The sequence below is a fragment of the Pseudomonas sp. GM74 genome, from assembly GCF_000282455.1.
Classification (GTDB): Bacteria; Pseudomonadota; Gammaproteobacteria; order Pseudomonadales; family Pseudomonadaceae; genus Aquipseudomonas.
The window spans coordinates 12,049-36,550 of record NZ_AKJG01000053.1; the positions used below are offsets into that span (position 1 = coordinate 12,049).

The following is a 24,502-nucleotide window of genomic DNA, read 5'->3' on the forward strand; positions in this document are numbered from 1 at the left end:
CCCACAGGGATCTCTGTCGTACACAGATCTTGTGTTCACCGGAGATCCCTGTGGGAGCGGGCTTGCCCGCGAAGGCGGCTTCAGGGCTGCCGAGGTTACTTCGGCTGAGCCACCGTCCGCAGATACGGCTTCAGGGTCTTGAATCCATCCGGGTATTTCTTCTTCGCGTCTTCGTCAGACACCGAGGTCGGGATGATCACGTCTTCACCCGGCCGCCAGTTCACTGGCGTGGCGACGGTGTGCCTGGCATTCAGTTGCAGGGAATCGAGCAGGCGCAGCACTTCATCGAAATTGCGACCGGCGCTCATCGGGTAGATCAGCATGGCCTTGACCTTCTTGTCCGGGCCGACGATGAACACCGAACGTACCGTGGCATTGTCCACTGCCGTACGCGCGCCGCCGCTGGCATTGGGGTGGATCATGTCGTAGAGCTTGGCCACCACCAGGTTTTCGTCACCGATCAGCGGATAGTTGACCGCTGTGCCCTGAGTCTCGGCGATGTCGCCGACCCAGCGGTTGTGGTCACTGACCGGATCGACGCTGAGGCCCAGGACCTTGGTGTTGCGCTTGTCGAATTCCGGCTTGAGTTTGGCCAGGTAACCCAGTTCAGTGGTGCAAACCGGGGTGAAGTCCTTGGGATGGGAAAACAGGATGGCCCAGCCATCGCCGATCCATTGGTGAAAATTGAGGGTGCCTTCGGTGGTGTCGGCGGTGAAATCCGGTGCTTCGTCGCCAATTCGGATAGCCATGTTCGATCTCCTTGCAGTGATGGACAGGGACGCCGTCAGGGCTGTGAATGCACTTCCCGCGGCATGGACGCGAATCAGTATAGGAGAGGCTCGGCGACTCGCCGCTACGCTTTGAACAAGTCGCTAGCCCACCAGCGCTATCAGTTGCTGACGCTGGGCATCGGTCAGCATCGGGCCGAAACCGGCCCGGGCATTTTCCGCCATGTAGCGCGGGTTGCCGGTGCCGGGAATCACGCAGGTCACCGCCGAATGCGACAGCAGGAACTTAAGCGCCAGTTGCGGCCAGCCCTTGACCCCGACTTGCGCCGCCCAGCCTGGCAGCGGCTTATCCTTGAGTCTGGCCAACAAGCCGCCACCGCCAAACGGCCGGTTGCAGATCACCGCCACCCCCCGCTCGCGGCACAACGGCAGCAGGCGTTTCTCCGCGCCGCGATCATCCAGGGCGTAGTTGATCTGCAAGAAATCCACTGGCTCGGCCTTGAGTACCGCTTCCACTTCTTCATAGGCCGACGCCGTGTAATGGGTGATGCCGATGTAGCGGATGCGCCCTGCTTCCTTCCAGTGGCGCAGGGTCGGCAGGTGCGTCTGCCAGTCCAGCAGGTTATGGATCTGCATCAGGTCGATCCGGTCGGTCTGCAACAGGGCGAAGGATTGTTCCATCTGCGCGATGCCCTCTTCGCGGCCCCGGGTCCACACCTTGGTGGCCAGGAACGCCGGCGAGCGCGGCTCATGGATCGACAGCAGCTCGCCGATGGTCTGTTCGGCGCGACCGTACATCGGCGAGCTGTCGATCAGCTTGCCACCCTTGTCGAACAACGCATCGAGCACTGCGGGCAAGTCTTTGTAAGCCGGTTGCGAAGGCTCGAAATCGAAGCCGCGGTATGTGCCCAACCCTACGATCGGCAAGGACTCGTTGCTGGAAGGAATGACGCGGGTCTGCATGGTCTTGCCTCCTGTTCCCGTCGACGGCTCGGGTTGTGCACCCACCGGACCGAAGGTGAAGACCGCCGAAGCACCGGCAGCCAGCGTGAGTACTTCTCTACGGGTGTAACCCTCAGGATGGCTCATAAAACGTTTCTCACCAGTCGCAGGGGGGCCGGCCTGTTGCGCCGACAACCCGGATTACCCGCGCCAAGGGCCGATTGACTACACTCAGAAAGCCTTGCGGCGCCAGCCACTTTCAAACCCCGAGCCGTCAATGCCGCCCACTAACATTAGTCGAATGTCACGCACCCTGGTGTTACTCGTCGTCATCGTCGCTGCCCTGTACCTGGTGCTGTGCGTCACGCTGTTCGTGTTTCAACGGGCGCTGATTTATTACCCGCAACCACGCGCCGTCGGGGCAGCCGGGACGCTGCTCACCCTGCCGGTCGCCGACGCACAGGTGCTGGTCTCCGTCCGTCCTCACGATGGCCCGAACGCGCTGATCTATTTCGGCGGCAATGCCGAAGACGTCTCGCGCAACCTGCCCGGGTTCGCCCAGGCGTTCCCTGACTACGCGCTGTATCTGCTGCATTACCGTGGCTTTGGCGGCAGTTCCGGCTCGCCTTCGGAAGAGGCCATTGCCCGCGATGCCATCACCTTGTTCGACCAGGTGCATGCCACCCATCCGCATGTGGCGGTGGTCGGCCGCAGCCTGGGTTCCGGGGTGGCCGTGCGCCTTGCCAGCGAACGCCCGGCCGCGCGACTGGTGCTGATCACGCCCTACAACAGCCTCGAAGGGCTCGCCGCCCGCCAGTTCCGCTGGTTTCCGGTGCGCTGGTTGTTGAAGGACAAATACCCGTCCTGGCAGTACGCCGCCCGCATCACGGTGCCGACTCGCCTGATTGTCGCCGAGCATGATGAAGTGATTCCGCGCTCAAGCACCGAGCGTTTGTACACACACTTCGCCAAAGGCGTGGCGTCACTGCGGGTGATACCGGGGACGGGACATAACTCGATCGGCGAAAGTCCTGAATACCTCAAGGCGCTGGGGGATGGGTTGTAACGGCAACACCGGACTTTGTGGCGAGGAGACTTGTCGGAACGCCCCAGTCGTTGTCGGCGACAGACCATGGCCGTTCATCCGGGAATTCGCCAACATCTAATAAAAACATATTTTTATGCCTATATTGATATTGTCGAACGTTCCCACTCTCAGAGGGTGCCGTCATGAATATCAAAACCCTGGCTTTGCTCCTGCTGGCTTTGTGTGTGCAACCGGTCTGGAGCCAGACGCCTGCCGCCTCGCCTACCACTGTCGACAGCCCCGCGCTGACCACGCGCCTGGCCGAGCGTGACCTTTGGGTCGAACACATTTTCTGGATCAGAAACTACGCGCTGGCCAATCAATCCGCCAACAAAAAGCAAGCCAAAGTCGCGGCGGACCAGGTGGTCGACAACGCCACCAAAATCGCCAACAGCATCGCCCCGCTCTACGGCCAGCCGGCGGCGGATCAACTGCTCAAGCTGCTTGCCGGTCACTGGGGCGCGGTGAAACACTACAGTGATGCCACTGTGGCCAAGGACGCCAAGGGCAAGCAGGCCGCCGTCACCGAATTGACCAGCAATGCCAAGGCGATTGCGGCGTTTCTGGCCACCGCCAACCCCAATCTGCCTGAAGCCACACTGGTCAACATGTTGTCAGCCCATGGCGGTCACCACGTCGCACAGATCGATGAGTTTGCCGCACAGGACTACGCTGGCGAAGCCCGCACCTGGGCGATGATGCGCACGCACATCCTGGCCCTGGCCGACGCCTTGACCGGCGCACTGGTCAAGCAATTCCCGGACAAGTTCTGATACCGCGCGAGGACATCCCATGCTGGAAGGACTGGGCCGAACACAGCAGGACCTGCTCAATGCACTGCTGCACCATGGGAGCGGCATGAGCATTGACGAGTTGGCTGAACATCTGGCCGTCACGCGCACGGCGATCCGCCAACACCTGGCGGCGCTGGAGCGTGACGGTCTGGTGCTGCGCGGCGACACCCGTCCGACGGGCCGTCGCCCCGAGCAGCTGTATCGGCTCACCGACCACGCGCGGGAGCAGTTCCCTCGCAACTATCAGCTACTGGCCAGCCTATTGATTGACGAAGTCGCCGCCATCATCGGACCCGATGCCCTGGCCTCGCTGATGCGCAGCATGGGCCGCAAGCTGGCTTCGGACCTGGAACAACAGGTCGTGGATGAAGCCAGGATCGTGCAGCACATGAACCAGACGGGCTACGAGGCCGAGGTGTTTTTTCGTTCAGGCGGCACCCCGGAAATCGTCGCCCATAACTGCGTGTTCCATCGCCTGGCCGCCGAGCACCCGGTGGTCTGCGAACTGGACCTGGCCTTGATCGGCGCGTTAGGTGGCGGTGAAGTCGAACACAGCGAGTGCATGGTACGTGGCGGGCATGTCTGTCGCTTCAGGCTGCGACCGAGCGAAACCCCGGACGTTGCGACAGAAGCTGCTCCAGCCGATACCGATCAGCCTGCCTAGCGCCTGCGTGACAGTCGTTGCTGCCAGTTTCCGGCGTTGTCTCGCCGGCAGGTTTCTTCGGAGTCGAAAAGCCCATGGGGGATCCTTGCCCGGGCGAAAGAATCTCAACATACAGGCCTGCCGACACCCTTCGTCGGACTCATGGCTACGCCCGCAAATAGACAGGTGCCCGCCGTGAACCTTGTTTCAAGGCACCAGTCATAGCCCAGCGCTTTTCCCCCTTTCTTCGTAGTCATCTCATCAGAGTTGTCCGTCCATGCGCCAAACTGTCGTTGCCTTGCGCTTTTCTTCGCTGTGCCTGTTTCCCCTGCTCCCCATTTTTGCCAGCCCCGCCCACGCCGACGGGCAACGGCAACTGGTGGACGCCATCAACGACTATCGCGCCCATCCGCAACGCTGTGACCGGCGGCCGACGCAACGTTTATCTCCCCTGACGCTCAAGTCGAACCTGGCCCTGCCCGTCGGCTATGGCGGTGGATTGCGGGACCGGTTAAAGGCCTCCGGCTATCAGGCAACCATGGTGCGGTCCATCCGCGTGGTGGGTGCACGGGATGCCGAAGAAGCCTTCGATCTGTTCCAGGACGAGCACTGCGCCGCACTGCTCGACAACCAATACGCCGACATCGGCGTCAGCCGCGCCGGGAGTGAATGGCAAGTGGTGCTGGCACGGCCGGTGCTCGACGGAAAAACCGGCGATCCACGCAGCGCCGCACAGGCGTTGCTGGCGCAGGTCAATGCAGCCCGGGCCAAACCGCGCCTGTGCGGTCGCCAGCGTTTCGCCGCCGCGCGGCCGCTATCCTGGAGTGCAGCCTTGGGTTCCGCGGCACAAAGCCACAGCAAGGATATGGCCTACGGCAACTATTTTGCCCACCAGGACCGCGACGGTGACATGCCCTCCGACCGTGCCAGAGCCGCCGGTTACCGTGGTCGGCAGATCGGTGAAAACATCGCCGCCGGACAGGGTTCACCCAGCAAGGCCATGGCCGGCTGGCTCGCCAGCCCTGGGCACTGCGCCAACCTGATGAACCCGATGTTCACCCAGGTCGGTGCCGCTTACGCCGCCAACGCGCGCAGCGACAACGGTGTTTACTGGACCATGCTGTTTGGCGCGCCTTGAGCCGCTGGCCGGCCCCATCTTGCGGGCATTAAAAAGCCCGCACCGGGCGGGCTTTGTGGGTGAATGTAACAAGTAGGTGGCCGGTGCTGGTCTCCGGCTTACAAGGTTTATCAGGCCTCCCACAAAAGAGTCGTGAAACTGTAATGGAACTCTTCTGCTTCACACGGCATAAGGGCTGGATCCCAGCGCGGGGATCTTTCTAACCGTGTACCCTTCGGAACGCGCCCCACGTCTCCTTGCTATCCTTTTGCGCATCAGTCTGCGTCTTCACCTACAAGGTTGAGGATAGCAAAACAGGCACAGTTGCCAACCGGGCTTTTAGACCGATTTCGACCAGCAGAAAACATGGCAGAACGGAAAAAAACTAAGCCTCGAATCGGTCTGCGTAAGGACAGCCAGCACCTATGGCCGACACAGATCAAAGTGGGAGCTGGCTTGCCAGCGAAGGGGCAGGAGCATTCAACATCAATGTCGTCTGACACGCCGCCTTCGTCGGAACGCCGCCCGGAGCAAGCCCGCTCCCACAGGGTAAATGGGTGTACGCCGATTTCGTGGCCGACACAGATCAGCGGTGGGCTGGCTTGCCAGCGAAGGGGCCGGAGCATTCAGCATCAATGTCGTCTGACACGCCGCCTTCGTCGGAACGCCGCCCGGAGCAAGCCCGCTCCCACAGGGTAAGTGGGTGTACACAGATCCGTGCATCACGAGGGCCGACGCACCACCCTCACCTTGCCGCTATCGCCGCCACCGCAGAACAACCGCTCGCCGCCATCGGACTCCAGCCCCGACACGCCCACGCCTTCCGGCATCTTGAGGCTCTCCAATACTTCACCGGTTTGCGAGTCGATGCGCCGCAGTTCACTCTCGTCGCCCTCCCAGGTGCCATGCCACAGCGAACCTTGCACCCAGGTCACGCCGGTGACGAAACGGTTGGATTCGAGGGTGCGCAGGATCTTGCCGGTCTCGGGGTCGATCTGATGGATCTTGCGTTCGCGGTACTGGCCCACCCACAACGTCCCTTCGGCCCAGGTCAGCCCCGAATCGGTACCTGCGCCGGGGGCAGGAATCGTCGAGAGGATGCGGCCGCTGCGGGGGTCTATCTTGTGGATGCGGTCTTCGGCGATCTGGAACAGGTGCTCCCCGTCAAACGCGGTGCCCGCATGGGCAGCGACATCGATCGAGCTCAGCACCTTGCCGCTCTCCGGGTCCAGGGCGTTGATTTTGCTGTTGCTGGCGAACCAGACCTTTTCGCCGTCCCAGGTGACGCCGCACACATGGTCGACATCGGCGAACGGGCCATATTCACGAATGATTTCAGCAGTTGCGTTTTTCATCTGGCATTCCTCGATGGGGGTTGGTGGCGTTCATCCTAGCCACCGGGCAGCGGTGCCGGGAGTAACAAGGTCGTCGCGAATCCCGGCACCGGTGGCGTCATCCAGCGCCGTGCACGGCCACGGCCAAACCACTGCACCTTGCCCTGCTCCGCCAGTGTATCGAGCGCCCGTTGCACCGTGCGCTGGCTGGTACCCAGCGCCAGTGCCAGGGCGGAACTCGACCACGACTCGCCATCGGCGAGGCAGGCAAATACCGCGGCAAACTTTTCCTCGATCGGTTGCGCCAGCGCCACCACCTGCGTACACACCGACGATTGCAGGGCATAACCGCGGGTCGTCGCGATGACGTCGGCCAACGGCTTGAGTGCCTTGCGCAGCCTGCCGATTTCCACACGAAGCCGGGCGCGATGGGACTCATCCGAGAGCTTCAGACGGAATGCCCGGGCGATCAGCACTTCCCGCTCAACGTCGGCGGGCCAGGCCTCGGCCAAGGCACGGGCGAGCACGAACAGGATCGGCCGCGTCGCCAGCGGCACCGACATGCCACAACCGTGCACAACGTACCGGCAGGCATCCACCACCAGTGACGTTGAACAGAACAACGCTTCAACGTCATCGAGCAACAGCGGCCGTACTTCACCCTGGGCAATCAGGCGTGCGGCGGGGGCATCCAGCAGATACGCAGCGTGCCGGACCTCAGCGATGAGCGCGGCAATCCCTGTTTGACCAGCTGCCTGCCAGGCCCTGTTCAACGCCTCCCGCGCCGCGTGCGCTTGCACACGGCGAATGGCGATCCCCGCCAACACCAGTTCATGGGTTGCCCGCAAGGCCGGCGGCAATGGGTCGGGGTCGAGTTCGGCCAATAACTGCTGCGCCTCGTCGAGCTGCCCGATCAACAGCAAACGGCGGATTTGCAGATAACGCGCATGGGCGGCATTGACCCGATCACCGTGGTGTTCAAGGGTGACCCGAGCCGTTTCGAGCGCCTTGACCGGCCACCCGAGCTCCCGCGTAGCCAGGGCGATTTCCGCCTCGGCCACCACACAGCGTGCCCGGGCCAGCACTTCCCTGGGTGCAAAGGCCCGTTGCGCACGCTTGACCAGCGCCCTGGCCCGCACCAGATCGCCCAGTTGCGCCATGGCGATACCGCGCAGGGCCAGCGCTGGTGCGTCGTCGCGCAAGGCCACACGATCCAGTGCACCCAGCGGATTGCCCGCCGCCAGCGCCTGTGCGGCTGCCGTGATCATCGAGTCCATCGAAATCCCGCCACGCTTGTCACTCCCATCATTCGATACCCGGGTTTAGTCTAAATCACGACCTTTCACCAGGAGCGTACAACGATGAACACGCACAAAACCGTGACCCGGGAACAATGGATGGCGGCACGCTTGCAACTGCTCGAGGCGGAAAAGGCCCTGACCCGACGCAGCGATGAAGTGGCCAGGCAACGCCAGGCATTGCCATGGGTTCGCCTCGACAAGACGTACCGCTTCGATACCGACAACGGCAGCGCCACCCTGGCCGAACTCTTTCAAGGGCGCTCGCAACTGCTGGTCTACCACTTCATGTTCGGCCCCGACTACACAGCCGGCTGCCCGTCCTGCTCCGCCATCGCCGATGGCTTCGACCCCGTCGTCATCCACCTGGCGAACCACGACGTGACCCTGATGGCGATATCCCGCGCGCCGTTGGCGAAACTGCAGGCTTACAAGCGCCGAATGGGCTGGACCTTCCCCTGGGCCTCGGCCGCCGACAGCGATTTCACTGCCGACTTCAATGTCTACTTCACCGAAGCCCAGCAGCGTGAAGGCTTGGTCGAATACAACTACCAGCGCGGCGGCCATGCCATGGACGCCAGTGAAATACCGGAACCGGTGAAACAGTTCGCCGCGACCTGTGGCACCGATGCGCCGACCTATACTCGCGACCGGCCGGGGTTGAGCACGTTCGTATTGGAGGACGGCGAGATCTATCACACCTACTCCACCTACGCACGGGGCCTGGATGGATTGTGGAGCATGTATCAATGGCTCGACCGCGCGCCCAAGGGCCGCAATGAAACGGGACCCTGGTGGCGTCGGCATGATGAATACCAGTGAGCGCCGGCGCTGTCACTGACCGCCGATGAAGACGTCCGCCAGCTTGTCCACCAGCGCAGGTTTGGTCTTGCGAGACCCAGCGTCGGGTCGCCCGGCCGCAGTGATCACGCCGGAGGAATCGTCGCCAGCACACCGATCAGAATGGTCAACAGCAGAAAACCGCCGAGAAAAATCGTCATCTTGGCCATGGGGCCTCCCACACTATGAATTGGCGGTACAGCGGCGCCGAGGGCTACCGTACCGGAGATTTATTGTGGGCTGGCGGCTGTATCCGTTACAGAGGCAGATTGCGCTGAAAAATACGGATCAGATCCGCTTTGAGGCTGTGCTTTCCGGGGTTTTCCAGGGAAGAATTTGCGGGCGACATCCACGAAAGGCGTGACGATCAGCCCCCGCAGCGTCAGGTAACGCTCGTGATCGTTCTCACCGGTGCCGAAGTGAATGGACTCGGGTGTGGACCGGGTGACGTAGAGCGTGCCGAACATCCAGTCCCACAATGACAGATTGATGCCGAAGTTCTTGTTGAAGTGTCGCGGTGCATCGCTGTGATGAATCTGGTGTTGCGCCGGGCTGCTCAGTACCCGTTCCAGTACCGGTCCGAAGGACAACCAGACGTGGCTGTGACGCAGGTTGGCCGCCAGGGCATTGAAGATGAACACCATGTAGGTCACGCCAAACAAGGTATAGCGGCTGATCTCCCCGCCACAGACATACCAGAAGCCACCGGCAAACGCGCCGACGCAGATGATGTCCGTGAGCTTTTCGACCACTTCTTCCAGAAAGTGCACGCGACTGGCCGTCGCCGGTACCAGCACGGGTGCCGAATGATGGACCTTGTGGAAGGCCCACAGATACCGCGAATGAAAAGCGCGATGGCCCCAGTAATGGCTGAAATCCTTGACCAGAAATACGCCCAGCCCATAGAGCAGGGTCAGCGCCAGGTGCTCCTCCACTTGCGTACGCGCGCCCCACAGGTGGGTGAAGAATGCGATGTAGTCCGCTGAACGCAAGACGTACGGATCCACCAGGCCGACGATGGGCAGCACCAGGGCAACCTTGAGGATGGCGAGTACGAAGTAGTAGCGATAGTCGAGCAGCGCCGAGCGATGCAGGTACACCCGGCGGCCGCCGATGAACTGCCCGAATGAGCGCGCGTCGGTCAGGCCCCTGGATTTTCGGTGGCGGAACAGGCAATAGGCGACGCCGTAAGACATGCAGAGAAAGGCTAGACCGAGTCTGCCGTTGAAGTCGAAAATGCCCAGGAACTGCCGGGTGACCGGCTCGATCACCCATTGGGATAAATAAAGATGGATTGTGGCAAGAACATCCATACCGGGCTGCCCGACGTAAATGGAAGGGCAATAGTAAATGAGAATGAGTCTTTAGTGTGTTGAATTATGACCGGTTGTCAGCCACCGAGTGCAATGATCGCAAGGATCAGCACACCCCCCGTGGCAGCCATGATCACCCCACCCTGCCATTGCGTGGCGCCAGCGTATCTGGCGAGCATCCAGCCTGCGAGGAACAGCACCACGAGCCCGATCAGGTTGGACAGGCGGATGGCGAGTGCCGTCTGATCGAGCAGTATGAACGGCACCACCAGCGGAAATGTCGAGCCCACGACCAGCAGGAAAACTCCGAGGGCGCCCCTGAAGTCGCTCCAGCCCAGGCCGGCCCTGATCGGCAAGGAGGGCTGATCGAGCAGCCGACGGCGCAACAACTCCAGCCCCTCGCTGCCGGCCGCCGTCGCCAATTGCAACGGCAACACCTGCGCAACGAGCGCCTGGCCGGTCGCGGCGTCCGTGCCGTTGCGCAAGGCCATGTACAGCTTGATCCTGCGCGTGCGCTCGACCAGTGCGCGCAACAGGTACATGACCGCATCGGCCAGTCCCCAGGCGAGATTGCAGCCGAGTGCGGCAATCATCATCGTGCGTTCGGCTGCCTGGTCTGCCGTTGCCACGCTGATGGTGCCGGTGAACGTCATGGCCATCAGCAGGCCGAAGATCACCTCGGTAATGCGCTCGACAGGGTCAAGTACAGGCGCCCTCTCGAATTGACCATTGGTTGGCATGAACTCACCTCGTCGCAGTGTGCTTGCACGGTATCGGTCGACGCTTGGGCCAGGCACCGGTTGTTCCGGCGGGATATCCGCATCCCTGTCAAGTGTAGATTGAACGGCTACACTCATCCGCACACGTTACCTGCTTCAAGAGGAGTGGTTCATGCTTGATTACTTCGCCCTGGGCCTGCTGGTCTTTGTCGGGCTTATTCTGTTTTACGGGGTCATCCTGCTCCACGACATTCCCTATGAAATTGCCGTCCACCGCAACCACCCTCACCAGGATGCGATCCACGCCACCGGCTGGGTCAGCCTCTTCACCTTGCACGCGCTGTGGCCGTTCCTGTGGATCTGGGCGATGGCCTATCGAGAGGACCGGGGCTGGGGTTTCAGTGACGGACACTCACCCAAAAGTCATGTGGTTCACCTCGAACAGCAGGTCGCCGAGCTGCAAGGCCGGATCGAGCGCCTGGAGGCAGCGACGGGCACGGCACAGAACCGGGTGCCGACGGACAATCTCGGCGAGGGCATTTGAGCCATGGATCTCTTACTCATTCTGACGTATGCCGCTCTGTGCGTAGCCATCTTCAAGATCTTCCGCATCCCCCTGAACAAATGGACGGTGCCCACAGCGGTGCTGGGCGGGATCGTGATCATCGGTGCGCTGATTTTCACGATGAACTACAACCATCCCTACTCCGAGGTGGCGCGTTCCTATTTCGTATCGGTTCCGGTGATTCCGGTGGTCAGCGGCCAGGTGATCGATGTACCGGTAAAGACCAACCAGCCCCTGGAAAAAGGCGATGTGCTGTTTCGCATCGACCCGGCGCCGTTCGAATACCGGCTCAAATCCCTCAAGGCTCAGCTGATTGCCGCCCAGGCCGATCGCGCGCGGATCACCGAGCTGATCAAGCGTAATTTCAGCACCCAACGGGAACTGGACATGGTGGTCGCGCGCAGTGACGACCTCAAGGCACAACTGGACAGCGCGCAGTACGAACTCGACAACACCACGGTCCGTGCGCCGAGCAAAGGCTTCGTCACCCACGTTTCGCTGCGCCCGGGCATGATGGCGACCAAGTTGCCGCTGCGCCCTTCGATGGTCTTCATTCCCGCCGAAGGGCACTACTTCTCCGCGTGGATGCGCCAGAACAGCCTGTTGCGCCTGACCGAAGGCGACGAGGCGGAAGTCGCTTTCGACGGCATTCCCGGCAAGGTGTTCGAAGGCAAGGTGAAAACCGTCGTGTCGGTCATCGCCGAAGGCCAGATCCAGCCATCGGGCACGCTGATCGGTTTCACCGGTTCACCACCGGCCGGCCGGGTCCCGGTGATCATTGAAATCACCGATCCCGACTATGCCCAGTATGCCGGCCAGATGCCCGGTGGGGCCTATGGCCAGGCCGCGTTGTACAGCCAGCATTTCCATCACATCGCGATGATGCGCAAAATCCTTCTGCGCATGGCTGCATGGATGAACTACATCTTCCCGTTCCACTAACCCGGCAGTGACGGCAACTGGCTCAATCCTTGAATTGGGTCGGTTGCCGGTTCAGCGCTCGCTTCACTTCAGATACCACCCCCAGGGTTCGCCGTTGTAGCGGGTGATCTGCTTGGTTTCCAGGTAGCTGTTGTAGCCCCACTCACCCAATTCGCGACCAATGCCGCTCTGCTTGTAGCCGCCCCAGGGTGCCTCGACGAAGGTCGGTTGCGAGCAGTTGACCCACACGATGCCCGCGCGAAAACCGCGAGCGACCCGCTCGCAGCGCGGGATATCCCGGGACATGACGGCCGCCGCCAACCCGAACGGCGAGTCATTGGCCAGACGGATCGCTTCGGCTTCCGTGTCGAAGGCGCGCAGGCACACCACCGGGCCGAAAATCTCCTCGCGCCACACGGCGCTGTCCTCGGGGACATCGGCGAAAATCGCCGGCGTCAGGTAATAACCTTTTTCCAGATGACCCGGCCGCACACCGCCCGACACCAACCGCGCGCCCTCTTGCTGACCGGCTGCAATCGCCGCCAGCACCTTGTCCAGTTGCCCCTGGCTGACCAGCGGCCCGAGTTTCACCCCCTCCTCGAAACCCTGGCCGATCTGAATCTGCTCGGTCGCGGCAATCAGGCGTTCGAGCAACGCCGGGTACAACCCGCGCTCCACCAGCACCCGCGAAGTGGCTGAACAGACCTGGCCCTGGTTCCAGAAGATCCCGAACAGAATCCATTCCACGGCGGCTTCGATGTCGCTGTCGGCGAAGATCACGAAGGGTGATTTGCCCCCCAGTTCCAGGCTGATGTTTTTGATATCGTTGGCAGCCGCCTGCATGATCTTGCGCCCGGTCGGTACGCTACCGGTGAAGGCGACTTTGTCGACATACGGGTGTTTGGCCAGCGGCGCTCCCGCCTCGCGTCCCAGGCCCGTGATCACGTTCAGTACCCCGGCCGGCAGGCCCGCCCTGTCGGCGATACCCGCCAGTTCGACGGCGGTCAATGGAGTCATTTCCGATGGTTTGAGCACTACGGTGCAACCTGTCGCCAGCGCCGGGGCAACTTTCCACGAGGCCATCAGCATCGGGAAATTCCACGGGATGATCGCCGCGACCACACCGACCGGTTCCTTGATCACCGATGACGTGAAGCGCGCATCCGGCACATCGATCGACTGTTCACCCTGTTGATCCGATTGTTCTGCCAACCCGGCATAGAAGTCGAAGCAACCGGCGGTGTCGGCGATGTCCCACAATGCTTCCGGCAATGGCTTGCCGTTGTCGCGCACTTCGATGGCGGCCAGTTCGTCCTGACGATGGCGAATGCCCTCGGCGATACGGCGCAGGACCTCGGCCCGTTGCGCACCGGACCAGCGTGGCCAGTCCCCCTCATCAAACGCCGAACGCGCGGCCGCAACCGCCCGGTCGACGTCTTCGAACGTGGCAGAAGCGACCTGCGCCAACACCGACTCGTCACTCGGATCGAGCGTATCGAAAACACCGCGTTGAACCGGGGCAACCCACTCACCGCCGATGTACAACCGTTGATAGTCACCCATGGGACACTCCTTGATCCTGCGCTGCCGACGCTGCTGGTACAGCTGTTCGGCGACCTGCAATTGCTCGCGGTCATTGACCCCGAGCACATCGATTTCATCCACTTCCACAGCCGTTACCGCAAGCCCTGCTTCGTTGGCCACCGCCACCGCGTCGGTAAGGTAGTACTCACCCTGGGCGTTGCGGTTGCCGATACGCTCCAGCAACCACAGGCAGGTGTCGGCGCGCAAGCCCATGACGCCGCCGTTGCAGAAGTTGATATCCAGTTCGTGCGGGCTGGCATCCCTGGCTTCGCGGATGGCCCGCAAACGCCCCTGCTCCACCAGCAGTCGCCCGTAAGGTCCGGGCTGCCGGGTGTGGAAACCCGCTACCGCCACCGCCGCGCCGTCAATCAACGCCCTGCGCAAGCGATTCAAGGTCTGCGGGGTGATCAGGGGTGAGTCGCCAAACAGCACCAGCACACAGCCCTGTTGCTGTTCGTGCGCCTGCAAGGCCGGTCGGGCCGCGAGCACTCCGTGGGCCGTGCCCAGTTGTTCGTGCTGGGTGAACACCTGCGCCGTCGGTGCCACCTGTTGCAGGTACTCGGTCACCTGCTTGCCGCCAGCGCCCACCACCACCGCCCGTTGCTCGATGCCCGCCGCCGCCACCGCCGCCAGCACATGCCCAAGCAGCGGCTGGTTGCCCACCGGGTGCAAGACCTTGGGCAGCGGCGAACGCATGCGCGTGCCCTGCCCGGCCGCGAGAATCACCGCCAGGGTCGGCCAGCCTGTGTTGTCGTTCATCGCGATCCTCCTGTGTGCATCCCGGCTTCAGGCCGGATCGCGATAGAACACGTCATCGGCGTAGGGATACCACCAGTCCTGGATTTTCGGCTGGTGGTCGATGATGACCATTTTCGAGCGGCGGAACGCTTCCAGCCCCTGACGCCCGAGCTCGCGCCCAAGGCCGGACATCTTCCAGCCGCCGAACGGCAGCGCATCGTTGTCGATCAGCGGATTGTTGACCCAGACCATCCCCGCCTCCAGACGCTCGGCGGCTTCCATGGCCTCGGCCAGATCCGTGGAAAACAGCGAGGCGCCAAGGCCGAATGGCGAGTCGTTGGCCAGCCGCACCGCCTCATCGAAATCGCTGACCCGACAGATCGCCGCCACCGGGCCAAAGCACTCTTCCTGAAGAATCGCCATGTCACCGGTCACGCCGGTGAGGATTGTCGGCTCATAGAACCAGCCGACGCTGTGCCCGGGCGGAATCCGCCCGCCACACACCACTGTCGCGCCCTTGGCCACGGCGTCATCGACCAGGTGCATGACTTTGTTGCGCGCCACCTCGCTGACCATCGGCCCGATCTCCGAGCGTTCCAGGCCATGGCCAATGCGCAAGGCACGGGTGCGTTCGGCGAATTTCGCGACAAACTCGTCATGGATTTCGTCGACGACGTAGAAGCGTTCCGCCGAGGTGCAGATTTGCCCGCTGAGGTGAAACGCCGCCGTCACCGCCCCCGCCGCTGCCACTTCCAACGGCGCATGCCTGGAGATAATCAGCGGATCGCTGCCACCAGCCTCGATCACGCAAGGCTTCATCCGTTCGGCACAAGCCACGGCCACCGCCTTGCCTGCCGCCACGCTACCGGTGAACGCCACCGCGTGGGTCTGCGCCGACTGCACCAGCAATTGCGCGGTGAGCGCATCGCCCGGCACACAGGACACCAGCCCCGGCAACAACGCGCTGAAATGTTCCATGAACTTCAGGGTGCACAGGGTCGTCGCTTCCGCCGGCTTGATGATGCAGGCATTGCCCGCCGCCAGGGACGCGGCGACCGTCCAGCACATCAGCAGGATCGGAAAGTTGAACGGCATGATGTGTACGCTGACGCCATACGGCTCGTAACGCACATGCTGGAACGAGCCGATCTGCGTGGTGCCGGCGACCTTGCCGGCATCGTCCCGGGCCATTTCCGCGTAGTAGCGAAAGATCGGCGCGCAGTTGGCCAACTCACCCATGGCCTCGGGAAACGGCTTGCCCATCTCCAGGGTCATCAGGCGTGCGACTTCTCGGTTGCAGGCCACATTCTGTTCGATGGCGTTGGCCAGTTGATGCAGGCGCGCGGCGCGGCTTTTGGCATCCACGACGCGCCATTGTTTTTGCGCGGCGGTGGCAGCATCGGTGGCGGCTTGCACATCGGTTGCGCCACACACGCCGACTTGCCCGACCGGTTGCAGGGTCGCCGGGTCGAGCACTTCGCGTACACGGCCATCGGTCAGCGGCAGGAAATCAGAATTGATGAAACGCAATGCGGTGTCAGTGTTGAACGTGGCCATGGGATGATCCTTGAACCGATCGATAAGGGGTTTCACGCAACGTCGCCAGGGTCGCGGCGGGCAGTTGTTCACGCCAGCCGGGCACGTGCCGGTCGAGCCATTGGCGCAGGGGCGCAAAGGCCTCGGCGTCCAGGGCGCGGACAAACAAACCCAGGGTGCGCGGCAGGTGCGCCAGGTAACCGTGCTTGCCGTCACGGCCGGCCAGGCGTACGAAAATCCCCAGCACCTTGGCGTGACGCTGGGCGGCCAGGCGCCGGTAGTCTTCGAGAAAACCCGGCGCGTCCAGCTCCGGGCGCTGCAACAGGTAATGGCTGATCAGTGCCTCACGCAACGCCTCGGGCACATCGCGCCGGGCGTCTTCGAGCAGCGACATCAGGTCATAGGCCGCCGCCCCGACCAGGGCGTCCTGGAAATCCAGCAAGCCGCAGGCCGCCACGCCTTCACGGCCTTGCAGCAGCATCAGGTTGTCGACGTGAAAGTCGCGCAGCACCAGGGCTTCGCGGCGTTTTGCGACGTCGCGACAGGCGTCGGCGAACAACGCCAGATACTCATCGCGCACGTTCCGCGCCGCGTCCTTGCCGATCAGCAGCGGCACGTACCAGTCGATAAACAGCGCGTACTCGTCCGCCAGTCGCTGACCGTCGTAAGGCGCCAGTTCCGTGGCTGGCGCTGCGCGATGCAGCGCCACCAGCGTATCGACCGCCAGGTGATACAAATCCGACTCCAAATGCCCGGCCAGCAGCAGCCGGGTGTAGGTGTCGTGACCGAAATCCTCGATCAACGCCAGCCCCGCCACCTCGTCCACCGCCAGCAAGGCCGGCGCGGACAGGCCCAACCCCTGCAACTGCCGGGCGATGCGCACGAACGGACCGATGGGCTCACTGTCGGGGGGCGAATCCATCAGCAACAGGCCCGCGCCCTCCAGGCGGAAATAACGCCGGGTCGAAGCATCCGCCGGCAAGGCGACCAGCGTGGCGCCGGCGAAACCGGCGCGGGTCAGAAAGGCGGCGCGCTGGTCTTCACGGGTTGGCAATGACGCCAATGCATCTGTCATGGCAGTCACCGGATCATGTAGACCTTTTTGATGGTCTCGTGGACGGTGCACACACCCTTCCAGTCCTTGCCGAAGAAGGCGGCGGTGTCCGGCTTGATCTCGATCACTTCGCCGGACTCGTGGACGTAAGTGCAGCGGCCCTCGAGAAAGTGGCAGAACTCGTCGCTGGTGACATGGCAAAACCATTTGCCCGGGGTGCAGATCCAGATACCGCATTCGGACTGGCCTTCGGGGCCTTTGTGCAGCACCACGCCGGAAACACGGGATTCACCCTCGAGCATGGTCGGGATCACGCCCCAATCCTTGACGTCGGTGATGTCCAGCGGGTTGTACAGAAACGGGGTAGTCGGCATATTCATTATTGCTCTCCAGAAAAAGTGTTTTTTAGCTGCAAGCTGCAAGCCCCAAGCTCAAAGCTCAAAGCTCAAAGCCCACATCGCGCTGCTTCTAACTTGCAGCTTGAAGCTTGCCGCTCAAAGCTCTCGCTCAAGCGAGCATGTAAACGTTGCGCAGGGTCTCCCGGACGTGGCATTCGCCCGTCCAGCCGGCCGGGAACAGCACCAGGGTGTTGGGGCGCACTTCGATCACTTCGCCGTTGTCATTGCGGTAAGTGGCGTGCCCGGCGATGAAATGGCACAGCTCGTCCCGGGGAATCGACAACCGCCAGCGCCCGGGGGTGCACACCCACAACCCGGTTTCCGGACTGTTGTTCGGGCCCTTGAACAGCAAGCGCCCGCTGGAATGCGAGACGCCTTCGACGGCGTCGCTCTGCACGCCCCAGTCCACCAGGTCGGTGCGGCTGCTGACGGCTTCGAGGTACGGCGTGATACCCGCCGTGGTGGATGAATCAGGCATCGTTGAGCACCTTGTCGAGAATCGCGGCCGCGTCTTGCGGCCCCTTGCGCGATTGCATTTGCGCGCTGGTGCGCTGCAGGCGTTGGCGCATCGCCTCGTCGTTGAGGCACGCGAGGAGTTTTTGTGCGAGCTGTTCTTCGCTCCATTCGTAGCGATCGAGCTTGAAGCCGTGGCCGCTTTCTTCGGCGCGCATGGCGTTGTCGTGGCCGTCCCAGACGTAGGACATGACGATCGCCGGCTTGCCGAAGAACAGGCACTCGGTGAAGCTGTTGTTGCCCCCGTGGTGGATCACCGCGTCGACCTGGGCGATCACCGACGGCTGCGGGAACCAGTTGGAAATCTGCACGTTGTCCGGCAGGTCGGTGTATTCGTCCAGGTGCTCGCCGACGTTGAACAACGCCCGGTAAGGCAGCTTGCCCACCGCCTCGATCAGGCGCTTGAGCAACTCGACGTCGCCGGAACCGAGGCTGCCGAAGCTGGCGTACAGCAGCGGCTTGTCGTTGTGGGCGCGGAACTGTGGAATCTCGTAGGGCGTGTCATGGCGCACGCAGCCTTGCAGGTAATGGAAGCGCTCGGCCGGCAGCGGATGGCGGCGGTCGAACTTCACCGCGTCCGGGTACAGCAACAGGTTCATGAAGGGCGAGGCTTCAAAGAAGGTGCCCAGCGGATAAGGCGCTTCACCGTGGGCCTGGAGGAACTGGTTGAAGTCCTCGTGGATCGGCCCGACCACTTCCTCGAAACGCTGGCGGAATTGCGCGTGGCCGGCCTTGTCGTCGATGCTCATGCCCGACAGGTGCGGCGGGATATCCGGGTCTTCGATCTCGTTTTCCGAGCAGGAAATGATCCGCACCCACGGCTTGCCGTATTGCTTGATCGCCGGGAACAGGATCACGTTGTCGACGCAGATCAGGTCGGGCTTGACCTTGTCCAGCACCGCCGGCAGGTCCTTTTGCGCCCACTTGGCGGTTTCGACGATGGCCGCCCAGCATTCCTTGACGTAGTTGTCGATCTGCTCCAGCGGTGACTTGCGGAAATTCGGAATGTGGCCGTTGATGAAGTCCACCCAGTAGCGGGCCATCTCTTCGGCCGGCATCGGTGCCGACATGTTGACCATGTGCTCTTCAAAACCATAACCGGCGTAGACACCGCTCATGCCCGGGTCGGTGAGGAACACCGCTTTATGGCCCAGGGCTTCACAGGCCTGGGCGATACCCACTGAGTTCAGGGCCGGGCCGTAGGCGGCTTCGGGGAAGAATGCGATCACTTTCTGTTTCATCGAGTGCTGCTCCTGCCTGGTCTTTTTATTGTTCAGCGTGTCAATACGCGGGCATGCCGGGCTTGCCAGCCCAGCCGGATGGTCGTGTCGATTGCAAAATGGGCGAATTCGAACTGTGAAGACGGCACGCGCACGATCAGCGGTTTGTCGCTGAGGGCTGTCTGCACGTGCAGGTTGGTGTCGAGGCCGTGATAAGCCACTTCAACGATCTTGCCGCTGACCTGATTGGCGCAATCGCCGCCCTGCTCCGTCAGCACTTGCAGGCGTTCGGGGCGCACCACCACGGCGACGGATTGGCCGCTCAGCAACGGTGCGTCGGTTTCAACGTTCAGTTCCTGGCCGTTGACCCGCACCGAGTGCTGGCCCGAGCGCACGCCTTCGAGCAGGTTGCTGACGCCGATGAAGTTGGCGACAAACCGGCTGTTGGGGTTTTCGTAGAGCTCGGTCGGGCTGCCGCACTGGCACACCTTGCCGCCGTCGAGCACCGCCATGCGGTCGGACATCACCAGGGCTTCTTCCTGGTCGTGGGTGACGATGATGAAAGTGATGCCGCTCTCGTGTTGCAGGCGCTTGAGTTCCAGCTGCATCTTTTCCCGCAGCTTTTTGTCGAGGGCGCCCAAGGGCTCGTCGAGCAGCAACACCCGCGGACGTTTGACCAGCGCCCGGGCCAATGCCACCCGCTGACGCTGGCCGCCGGAGAGTTGATCAGGCTTGCGCTCGGCCAGCTCACCCAGCTGCGCGGTGCTCAGCACTTCATCGACTCGACGACGGATTTCGCGTTCCGGAAGGCGCTCCATTTCCAGGCCGTAGGCAATGTTCTTGCGCACGGTCATGTTGGGAAACAGCGCGTAGGACTGGAACATGAGGTTCAGTGGACGCTTGTTGGCCGGCAGCGGCGAGATGTCATTGCCGTCCAGGTAGATGCAGCCACCGCTGGGGGTCTCGAAACCGGCGAGCATGCGCAGCAGCGTGGTCTTGCCGCAGCCCGACGGACCGAGCAGCGCGAAGAACTCGTTCTCGCGGATGCTCAGCGACACCTCGTTGACCGCCAGGCCGTTGCCATAAGACTTGCTGACCTTATCCAGGATCAGTACCGCAGATGAATTATTCATGGGTGCGAGGAGCCTTGTTGAGACGCTGCGAGGCCAGCAGCGCGGTGATGCTGACCAGCATCACCAGCGTCGCCAGAGCGTTGATTTCCGGGGTGACGCCGAAGCGGATCATGGCGTAGATCTGCATGGGCAACGTGGTCGAGGCCTGGCCGGAACCGGAGTTGAAAAAGGCGATGATGAATTCGTCCACCGACAGGGTGAACGACAGCAAACCACCGGCCAGCACACCGGGGAAAATCACCGGCAGAAGCACCCGACGGAAGGTGGTGAACCAGCTCGCGCCCAGGTCGATCGAGGCTTCGAGGATCGAATAGTCGAAGTGCTTGAGCCGCGTGCGCACCACCGCGCAGACGAAGGCGATGTTGAACACCGCATGGCTGATGATGATCGAGTGCAGCCCCAGGCCGACCTTGAGCAGGTTGAAAAAACTCAGCAGCGCAATCGCCAGCACGATGTCGGGAATGATCATCGGCGCCATCAGCAAGGTGTCGACCACCTGGCCCTTGTGGTTGTCCTTGCGGCGCAACTCGATGCCCAGCGCCAGGAACGTGCCGAGCACGCAGGCAATGAAGGTCGCCGACAAAGCGACGATCAGGGTGTTGAGCGCCGCCGACAGGATCGCCGTGTTGTGCGCCAGTGCCGCGTACCATTTCAGCGACACGCCGCCCCAGGCGGTGGGCAACCCGGACTTGTTGAACGACAGCAGGATCAGCACCAGGATCGGTATATAAAGGAAGGCATACACCAGCCCCAGGTGCGAACCCAGCACGGTGGCGCTGACAGAACGTGGCTGACTCATGAGCGCGCCCCTTCTGCACGACGGGCCACCAGGGCCTGGATGAACAACAGGATCAACATGATCGCGATCAGGAAGAAGCTCAGCGCCGCACCGAACGGCCAGTCCCGCGCCGTGAGGAATTGCGAATAGATCAGGTTGCCGACCATCTGCACCTGCTTGCCACCGAGCAGGTCGGCGGTGATGAAGTTGCCGATGCTCAGCACGAAGACAAACACCGCTCCGGCGGCGATACCCGGCACGCTCAATGGCAGGATGATCCGGCGAAAGGTCATCCAGCCCGAGGCGCCGAGGTCTTTCGAGGCGTCCCACAATTCGTTGTTGATCCGCGACAGCGACGAGAAAATCGCCAGGATCACAAAGGGGATGTAGTTGTAGACCAGCCCCAGCACCACGGACGATTCGGTGTACAGCAGGCTGATGGGTTCGCCGCTGTAGCCGAACACTTGCAGCAGGCGGTTGATCAGGCCTTCGCGGTTGAGCAGGACGATCCAGGCGTAGGTGCGGATCAGGTAGTTGCTCCAGAACGGCAGCATCACCAGAAACAGATACACCGCCTGACGCCGCCGTGGCGCACGGGCAATCGCATAGGCCGCCGGGTAGCCGATCAACACCGCGAACACCGTGGCCAGCCCGGCGATCTTCGCCGACTTGAGCAGGATGCCCAGGTACAGCGGATCGAACGCGCGCTGGTAGTTTTCCCAGGTGAACAACCAGTCGATGCCACCGTAGGCACCCCGTTCGACGAAGCTGTAGACCAGCACCAGCAGGCACGGAATCACCAGGAACATCAGCAGCCAGCCGAAGCCGGGCGCAAGAAGCCAGGCCGACAGACGCCTGTCAGCATGCAAAGCACTCATTAACCCTATCCTCCCGCCTCAGGACAGAGGCGGCTTGCGAGCGTGGTGAGGCATGCCGGGCATGCCTCGGATCGACGTGGCGTTAGTTCTGCGCTGCCATGATTTCGGTGACGGCGCGGGTGTAGGCCTTTTGCGTGGTGCCGCCCAGGTCGCGCAATTGCTCCATTTTCAGCAACTCGGCGGGGGCGATGGTCAGGTTGGGATATTGCTTGAGCAGGTCCGCGGACAACCCGGCCATGGCCGCCTGGTTGGGGACTTTGTAGAGGATGTTTTCGGCGACCCAGGCATGGTTTTCCTTGGCCAGCATGAAGTTGATGAACTCGAAGGCCTGGTCCTGGTGCTTCGAACTCTTGAGCACCACCATGGTGTCCACCCACAGGTCGGAACCTTCTTTGGGCACTACGAACTTGATCGCCGCGTTGGCCTGGGTGCCGTAGTTGCACCAGCCGTCCCAGGCGTGGGCCATCAGCGATTCGCCGGAGGCCAGCTTGGAATAGAAGGTGGTGTCGTCGAAGGACAGAATGCGTTTCTTGGTGGCGATCAGTTGATCGCGAACCGCGGCGATTTGCGCGGGGTCGCTGTCGTTGACCGACCAGCCCTTGGCGAGGAAACCGGCGCCGAGCATCCAGCGGTCGGTGGCGAGCATCGTCACCTTGCCCTTGAGGGCATCGCTCGGGTTGAGCAGCTCGTTCCAGCTCTGTGGCGCCGGTGTCACCTTGTCGGAGCGGTAGCAGATGCCGGTGGTGCCCCAGGTGTAAGGCACGGAAAACCGGTTGCCCTGGTCATATTCCAGGTGCGTGGCTTCGGGGTAGAGGTTTTTCAGGTTGGGGACCTTGTCCGGATCGATGTCCGCCAGCAGCCCCTGTTTGTGCAAGACTTCGGCGAAAGGCGAGGAGACGAACACCACGTCGTACCCTTCACCACCGGAAGCCATCAGCTTGCCCATGATTTCTTCGTTGGTGGCGTGCAGCGCCTTGTCGACGTCCACACCGCTGGCAGCCTTGAACTTGTCCAGCGCATCCGGGGCCATGTAGCCGTCCCAGATGGAAATCACCATGTCTTTCGCACTTGCAGCCTGTGAAGCGATCGCCAGGGAAACGGCCAATCCCACGCACAGAAGATCATTCAGCTTGCTCATAAATACTCACCCGACGATTGTTTATTGTTGTGTTCGAAGGCAGTACGGCAAAACGAGAAACGATTGCTTGTGTTTTTTTTTAGAAATTAGGACCAGTATCAAAAGATGTCAACGCATTTTTTCCAGCCTGACGATTGGCCAGCGCATGACATAAGATGGGCAACTGAGTCCGACAGCGGATCACAACGAGAAAAGACGTTTGAGCACGACAGCCGAAAAAAAACCGCGCACCAATCACCTGGAACTGGCCCGGCGCATCCTCGAGCACACCCAGGAAAGCGGCCTGGTGACCGGCGACCCGGTGGCCGAACAGGCCTTGGCCCGGACTTTCCAGGTCTCGCGCACGCTGATTCGCGGCGCCCTGAAAGTACTGCTGGAAGAAAATCTGCTGAGCCACGAAGCGGGCAAGGGTTACACCCTGCTGGCACCCCCGGCCGGCCAGACCCTCAACGCCGCCCTGCCCCAGGCCGAAGAAGAAGAACTGGCCGCCTCGGTACTGCGCGACCGCATGGCCGGGCGCCTGGGCGACAGCATCAGCATCAGTGAGCTGATGCGCCGCTACGACATCGGCCGACCGGCGGCACAAAAAGCCCTGCAGCAATTGAGCGAAAACCAGGCCATCGAACGCGGCCCCGGCCAGTCCTGGCTGTTTCGCCCATCACTGAACAGCCTGGCCGCCCTCGAAGAAAGCCTGAAATTCCGCCTGATCCTCGAACCCGAAGCCCTGCTCAGCCCCAGCTTCAACGCCGACCCGCAACGCCTGGCGCTGTTGCGCAGCGCCACCCAAAGCCTGCTCGCCCGCCCCGTGGAAGACTTCGATATCCAACAGTTTCGCGAACTGGACATCAGCTTCCACGAACTGCTGGCCCAGAGCTGCGGCAACCGCTTCATCAGCGACGCCCTGCTCCAGCATCAGGGTCTGCGACGCCTGCCGAACCTGCTGCCATCGGTGAGCGTGCACCGCCTGCAGGAAGCACTGCGCGAACACCTGCAAATCATCGCGCAGATCGAGCGCGGACAGATGGAGATCGCCGCCGACCTGCTGCGCCTGCACCTGCGCCTGAGCGCCGCGCAACGCCCGCAAACCGCCAACCGGGGCATCCCGCAAAGTCATCTGTTTGGGCGTCGCTAACCGGCTCGCAGAAACATGATGATTTTTTTTTAAAAATAAGACAGCATCACAAACACCTTCAGGAACGGCGGGTCTGACCCGCCATGGACAGTCCCTCGC

General features: G+C 62.2%; 24 protein-coding genes and 1 pseudogene. 8 read left to right on the top strand and 17 right to left on the bottom strand.

Annotated features, from left to right (window positions below; all coding sequences use genetic code 11):
* Window positions 1-95: 95 nt before the first annotated feature.
* Both PMI34_RS15550 and PMI34_RS15545 read right to left on the bottom strand, forming a co-directional pair.
* Window positions 96-749 carry a peroxiredoxin gene (locus PMI34_RS15550; protein WP_008049604.1) on the bottom strand — a complete coding sequence of 218 codons (654 nt, stop codon included), beginning with the start codon at window positions 747-749 and terminating at the stop codon, window positions 96-98.
* 123 nt (window positions 750-872) lie between these two features.
* Window positions 873-1,817, bottom strand: a complete 945-nt coding sequence (locus PMI34_RS15545; protein WP_177318807.1) for an aldo/keto reductase — start codon at window positions 1,815-1,817, stop codon at window positions 873-875.
* 130 nt (window positions 1,818-1,947) lie between these two features.
* Between PMI34_RS15545 and PMI34_RS15540 the strand changes: the two genes are divergently transcribed.
* The 4 genes from PMI34_RS15540 (at window position 1,948) to PMI34_RS15525 (ending at window position 5,332) form a co-directional block, all read left to right on the top strand.
* On the top strand, window positions 1,948-2,736 hold the full coding sequence (locus tag PMI34_RS15540; protein WP_008049606.1) for an alpha/beta hydrolase: 789 nt from the start codon (window positions 1,948-1,950) through the stop codon (window positions 2,734-2,736).
* Window positions 2,737-2,900: 164 nt separating this feature from the next.
* Window positions 2,901-3,530, top strand: a complete 630-nt coding sequence (locus tag PMI34_RS15535; RefSeq protein WP_008049607.1) for a hypothetical protein — start codon at window positions 2,901-2,903, stop codon at window positions 3,528-3,530.
* A gap of 19 nt (window positions 3,531-3,549) precedes the next feature.
* The gene (locus tag PMI34_RS15530) at window positions 3,550-4,215 is read left to right on the top strand and encodes a helix-turn-helix transcriptional regulator (RefSeq protein ID WP_008049608.1); all 666 of its coding nucleotides are present in this window, start codon (window positions 3,550-3,552) and stop codon (window positions 4,213-4,215) included.
* Between the two features lie 256 nt (window positions 4,216-4,471).
* Complete coding sequence (locus PMI34_RS15525; protein WP_008049609.1) at window positions 4,472-5,332, top strand: CAP domain-containing protein; 861 nt, start codon at window positions 4,472-4,474, stop codon at window positions 5,330-5,332.
* Between the two features lie 701 nt (window positions 5,333-6,033).
* Here the strand turns inward: PMI34_RS15525 and PMI34_RS15520 are convergent.
* Both PMI34_RS15520 and PMI34_RS15515 read right to left on the bottom strand, forming a co-directional pair.
* On the bottom strand, window positions 6,034-6,666 hold the full coding sequence (locus tag PMI34_RS15520; protein ID WP_008049611.1) for a Vgb family protein: 633 nt from the start codon (window positions 6,664-6,666) through the stop codon (window positions 6,034-6,036).
* 35 nt (window positions 6,667-6,701) lie between these two features.
* On the bottom strand, window positions 6,702-7,922 hold the full coding sequence (locus PMI34_RS15515) for a hypothetical protein (RefSeq protein WP_008049615.1): 1,221 nt from the start codon (window positions 7,920-7,922) through the stop codon (window positions 6,702-6,704).
* Window positions 7,923-8,006: 84 nt separating this feature from the next.
* Between PMI34_RS15515 and PMI34_RS15510 the strand changes: the two genes are divergently transcribed.
* Window positions 8,007-8,765 (top strand): DUF899 domain-containing protein, encoded by a 759-nt coding sequence (locus PMI34_RS15510; protein ID WP_008049616.1) that lies wholly within the window; start codon window positions 8,007-8,009, stop codon window positions 8,763-8,765.
* A 248-nt stretch (window positions 8,766-9,013) separates the two neighbouring features.
* On the opposite strand, the gene PMI34_RS15505 is transcribed toward PMI34_RS15510, so the two are convergent.
* Together PMI34_RS15505 and PMI34_RS15500 are read right to left on the bottom strand one after the other, a co-directional pair.
* Complete coding sequence (locus PMI34_RS15505) at window positions 9,014-10,096, bottom strand: sterol desaturase family protein (protein ID WP_008049617.1); 1,083 nt, start codon at window positions 10,094-10,096, stop codon at window positions 9,014-9,016.
* Between the two features lie 77 nt (window positions 10,097-10,173).
* Complete coding sequence (locus PMI34_RS15500; protein WP_008049618.1) at window positions 10,174-10,836, bottom strand: hypothetical protein; 663 nt, start codon at window positions 10,834-10,836, stop codon at window positions 10,174-10,176.
* 151 nt (window positions 10,837-10,987) lie between these two features.
* Here PMI34_RS15500 and PMI34_RS15495 point away from each other — a divergent pair, with 151 nt between their 5' ends.
* Both PMI34_RS15495 and PMI34_RS15490 read left to right on the top strand, forming a co-directional pair.
* Entirely contained in the window at window positions 10,988-11,359 is a 372-nt protein-coding gene (locus PMI34_RS15495) for a DUF3302 domain-containing protein (RefSeq protein WP_008049619.1), read from the top strand.
* Between the two features lie 3 nt (window positions 11,360-11,362).
* On the top strand, window positions 11,363-12,322 hold the full coding sequence (locus tag PMI34_RS15490; protein WP_008049625.1) for an efflux RND transporter periplasmic adaptor subunit: 960 nt from the start codon (window positions 11,363-11,365) through the stop codon (window positions 12,320-12,322).
* A gap of 63 nt (window positions 12,323-12,385) precedes the next feature.
* Here the strand turns inward: PMI34_RS15490 and PMI34_RS0127255 are convergent, their stop codons facing one another.
* The 11 genes and pseudogenes from PMI34_RS0127255 to PMI34_RS15445 all read right to left on the bottom strand — a co-directional run bounded on the left by PMI34_RS0127255 (window position 12,386) and on the right by PMI34_RS15445 (window position 23,271).
* Window positions 12,386-13,864, bottom strand: coding sequence for an aldehyde dehydrogenase family protein (locus PMI34_RS0127255; RefSeq protein WP_032829622.1), 1,479 nt, complete (start codon window positions 13,862-13,864; stop codon window positions 12,386-12,388).
* 297 nt (window positions 13,865-14,161) lie between these two features.
* Window positions 14,162-14,644: pseudogene (locus PMI34_RS29300) on the bottom strand (NTP transferase domain-containing protein); the annotation flags it as partial.
* A 27-nt stretch (window positions 14,645-14,671) separates the two neighbouring features.
* Window positions 14,672-16,180 carry an aldehyde dehydrogenase family protein gene (locus PMI34_RS15485; RefSeq protein WP_008049628.1) on the bottom strand — a complete coding sequence of 503 codons (1,509 nt, stop codon included), beginning with the start codon at window positions 16,178-16,180 and terminating at the stop codon, window positions 14,672-14,674.
* Entirely contained in the window at window positions 16,161-17,234 is a 1,074-nt protein-coding gene (locus PMI34_RS15480) for an aminoglycoside phosphotransferase family protein (protein ID WP_008049630.1), read from the bottom strand. The genes PMI34_RS15485 and PMI34_RS15480 overlap by 20 nt, the downstream gene beginning before the upstream one ends.
* Before the next feature lie 5 nt (window positions 17,235-17,239).
* Window positions 17,240-17,593, bottom strand: a complete 354-nt coding sequence (locus PMI34_RS15475) for a cupin domain-containing protein (protein WP_008049635.1) — start codon at window positions 17,591-17,593, stop codon at window positions 17,240-17,242.
* Between the two features lie 127 nt (window positions 17,594-17,720).
* Window positions 17,721-18,089: a cupin domain-containing protein gene (locus tag PMI34_RS15470; protein WP_008049636.1), complete on the bottom strand. Its 369-nt coding sequence runs from the start codon at window positions 18,087-18,089 to the stop codon at window positions 17,721-17,723.
* Complete coding sequence (locus PMI34_RS15465; protein ID WP_008049637.1) at window positions 18,082-19,365, bottom strand: nucleotide disphospho-sugar-binding domain-containing protein; 1,284 nt, start codon at window positions 19,363-19,365, stop codon at window positions 18,082-18,084. The genes PMI34_RS15470 and PMI34_RS15465 overlap by 8 nt, the downstream gene beginning before the upstream one ends.
* 32 nt (window positions 19,366-19,397) lie before the next feature.
* The gene (locus PMI34_RS15460) at window positions 19,398-20,477 is read right to left on the bottom strand and encodes an ABC transporter ATP-binding protein (protein ID WP_008049638.1); all 1,080 of its coding nucleotides are present in this window, start codon (window positions 20,475-20,477) and stop codon (window positions 19,398-19,400) included.
* Window positions 20,470-21,276: an ABC transporter permease gene (locus PMI34_RS15455; protein ID WP_008049639.1), complete on the bottom strand. Its 807-nt coding sequence runs from the start codon at window positions 21,274-21,276 to the stop codon at window positions 20,470-20,472. Before PMI34_RS15455 ends, PMI34_RS15460 begins: the two co-directional genes overlap by 8 nt.
* Entirely contained in the window at window positions 21,273-22,133 is an 861-nt protein-coding gene (locus PMI34_RS15450) for an ABC transporter permease (RefSeq protein WP_007987087.1), read from the bottom strand. Before PMI34_RS15450 ends, PMI34_RS15455 begins: the two co-directional genes overlap by 4 nt.
* Before the next feature lie 82 nt (window positions 22,134-22,215).
* Window positions 22,216-23,271: a polyamine ABC transporter substrate-binding protein gene (locus PMI34_RS15445; RefSeq protein WP_008049640.1), complete on the bottom strand. Its 1,056-nt coding sequence runs from the start codon at window positions 23,269-23,271 to the stop codon at window positions 22,216-22,218.
* Window positions 23,272-23,470: 199 nt separating this feature from the next.
* Between PMI34_RS15445 and PMI34_RS15440 the strand changes: the two genes are divergently transcribed.
* Window positions 23,471-24,403, top strand: coding sequence for a GntR family transcriptional regulator (locus PMI34_RS15440; protein WP_008049647.1), 933 nt, complete (start codon window positions 23,471-23,473; stop codon window positions 24,401-24,403).
* Window positions 24,404-24,502: the final 99 nt, after the last annotated feature.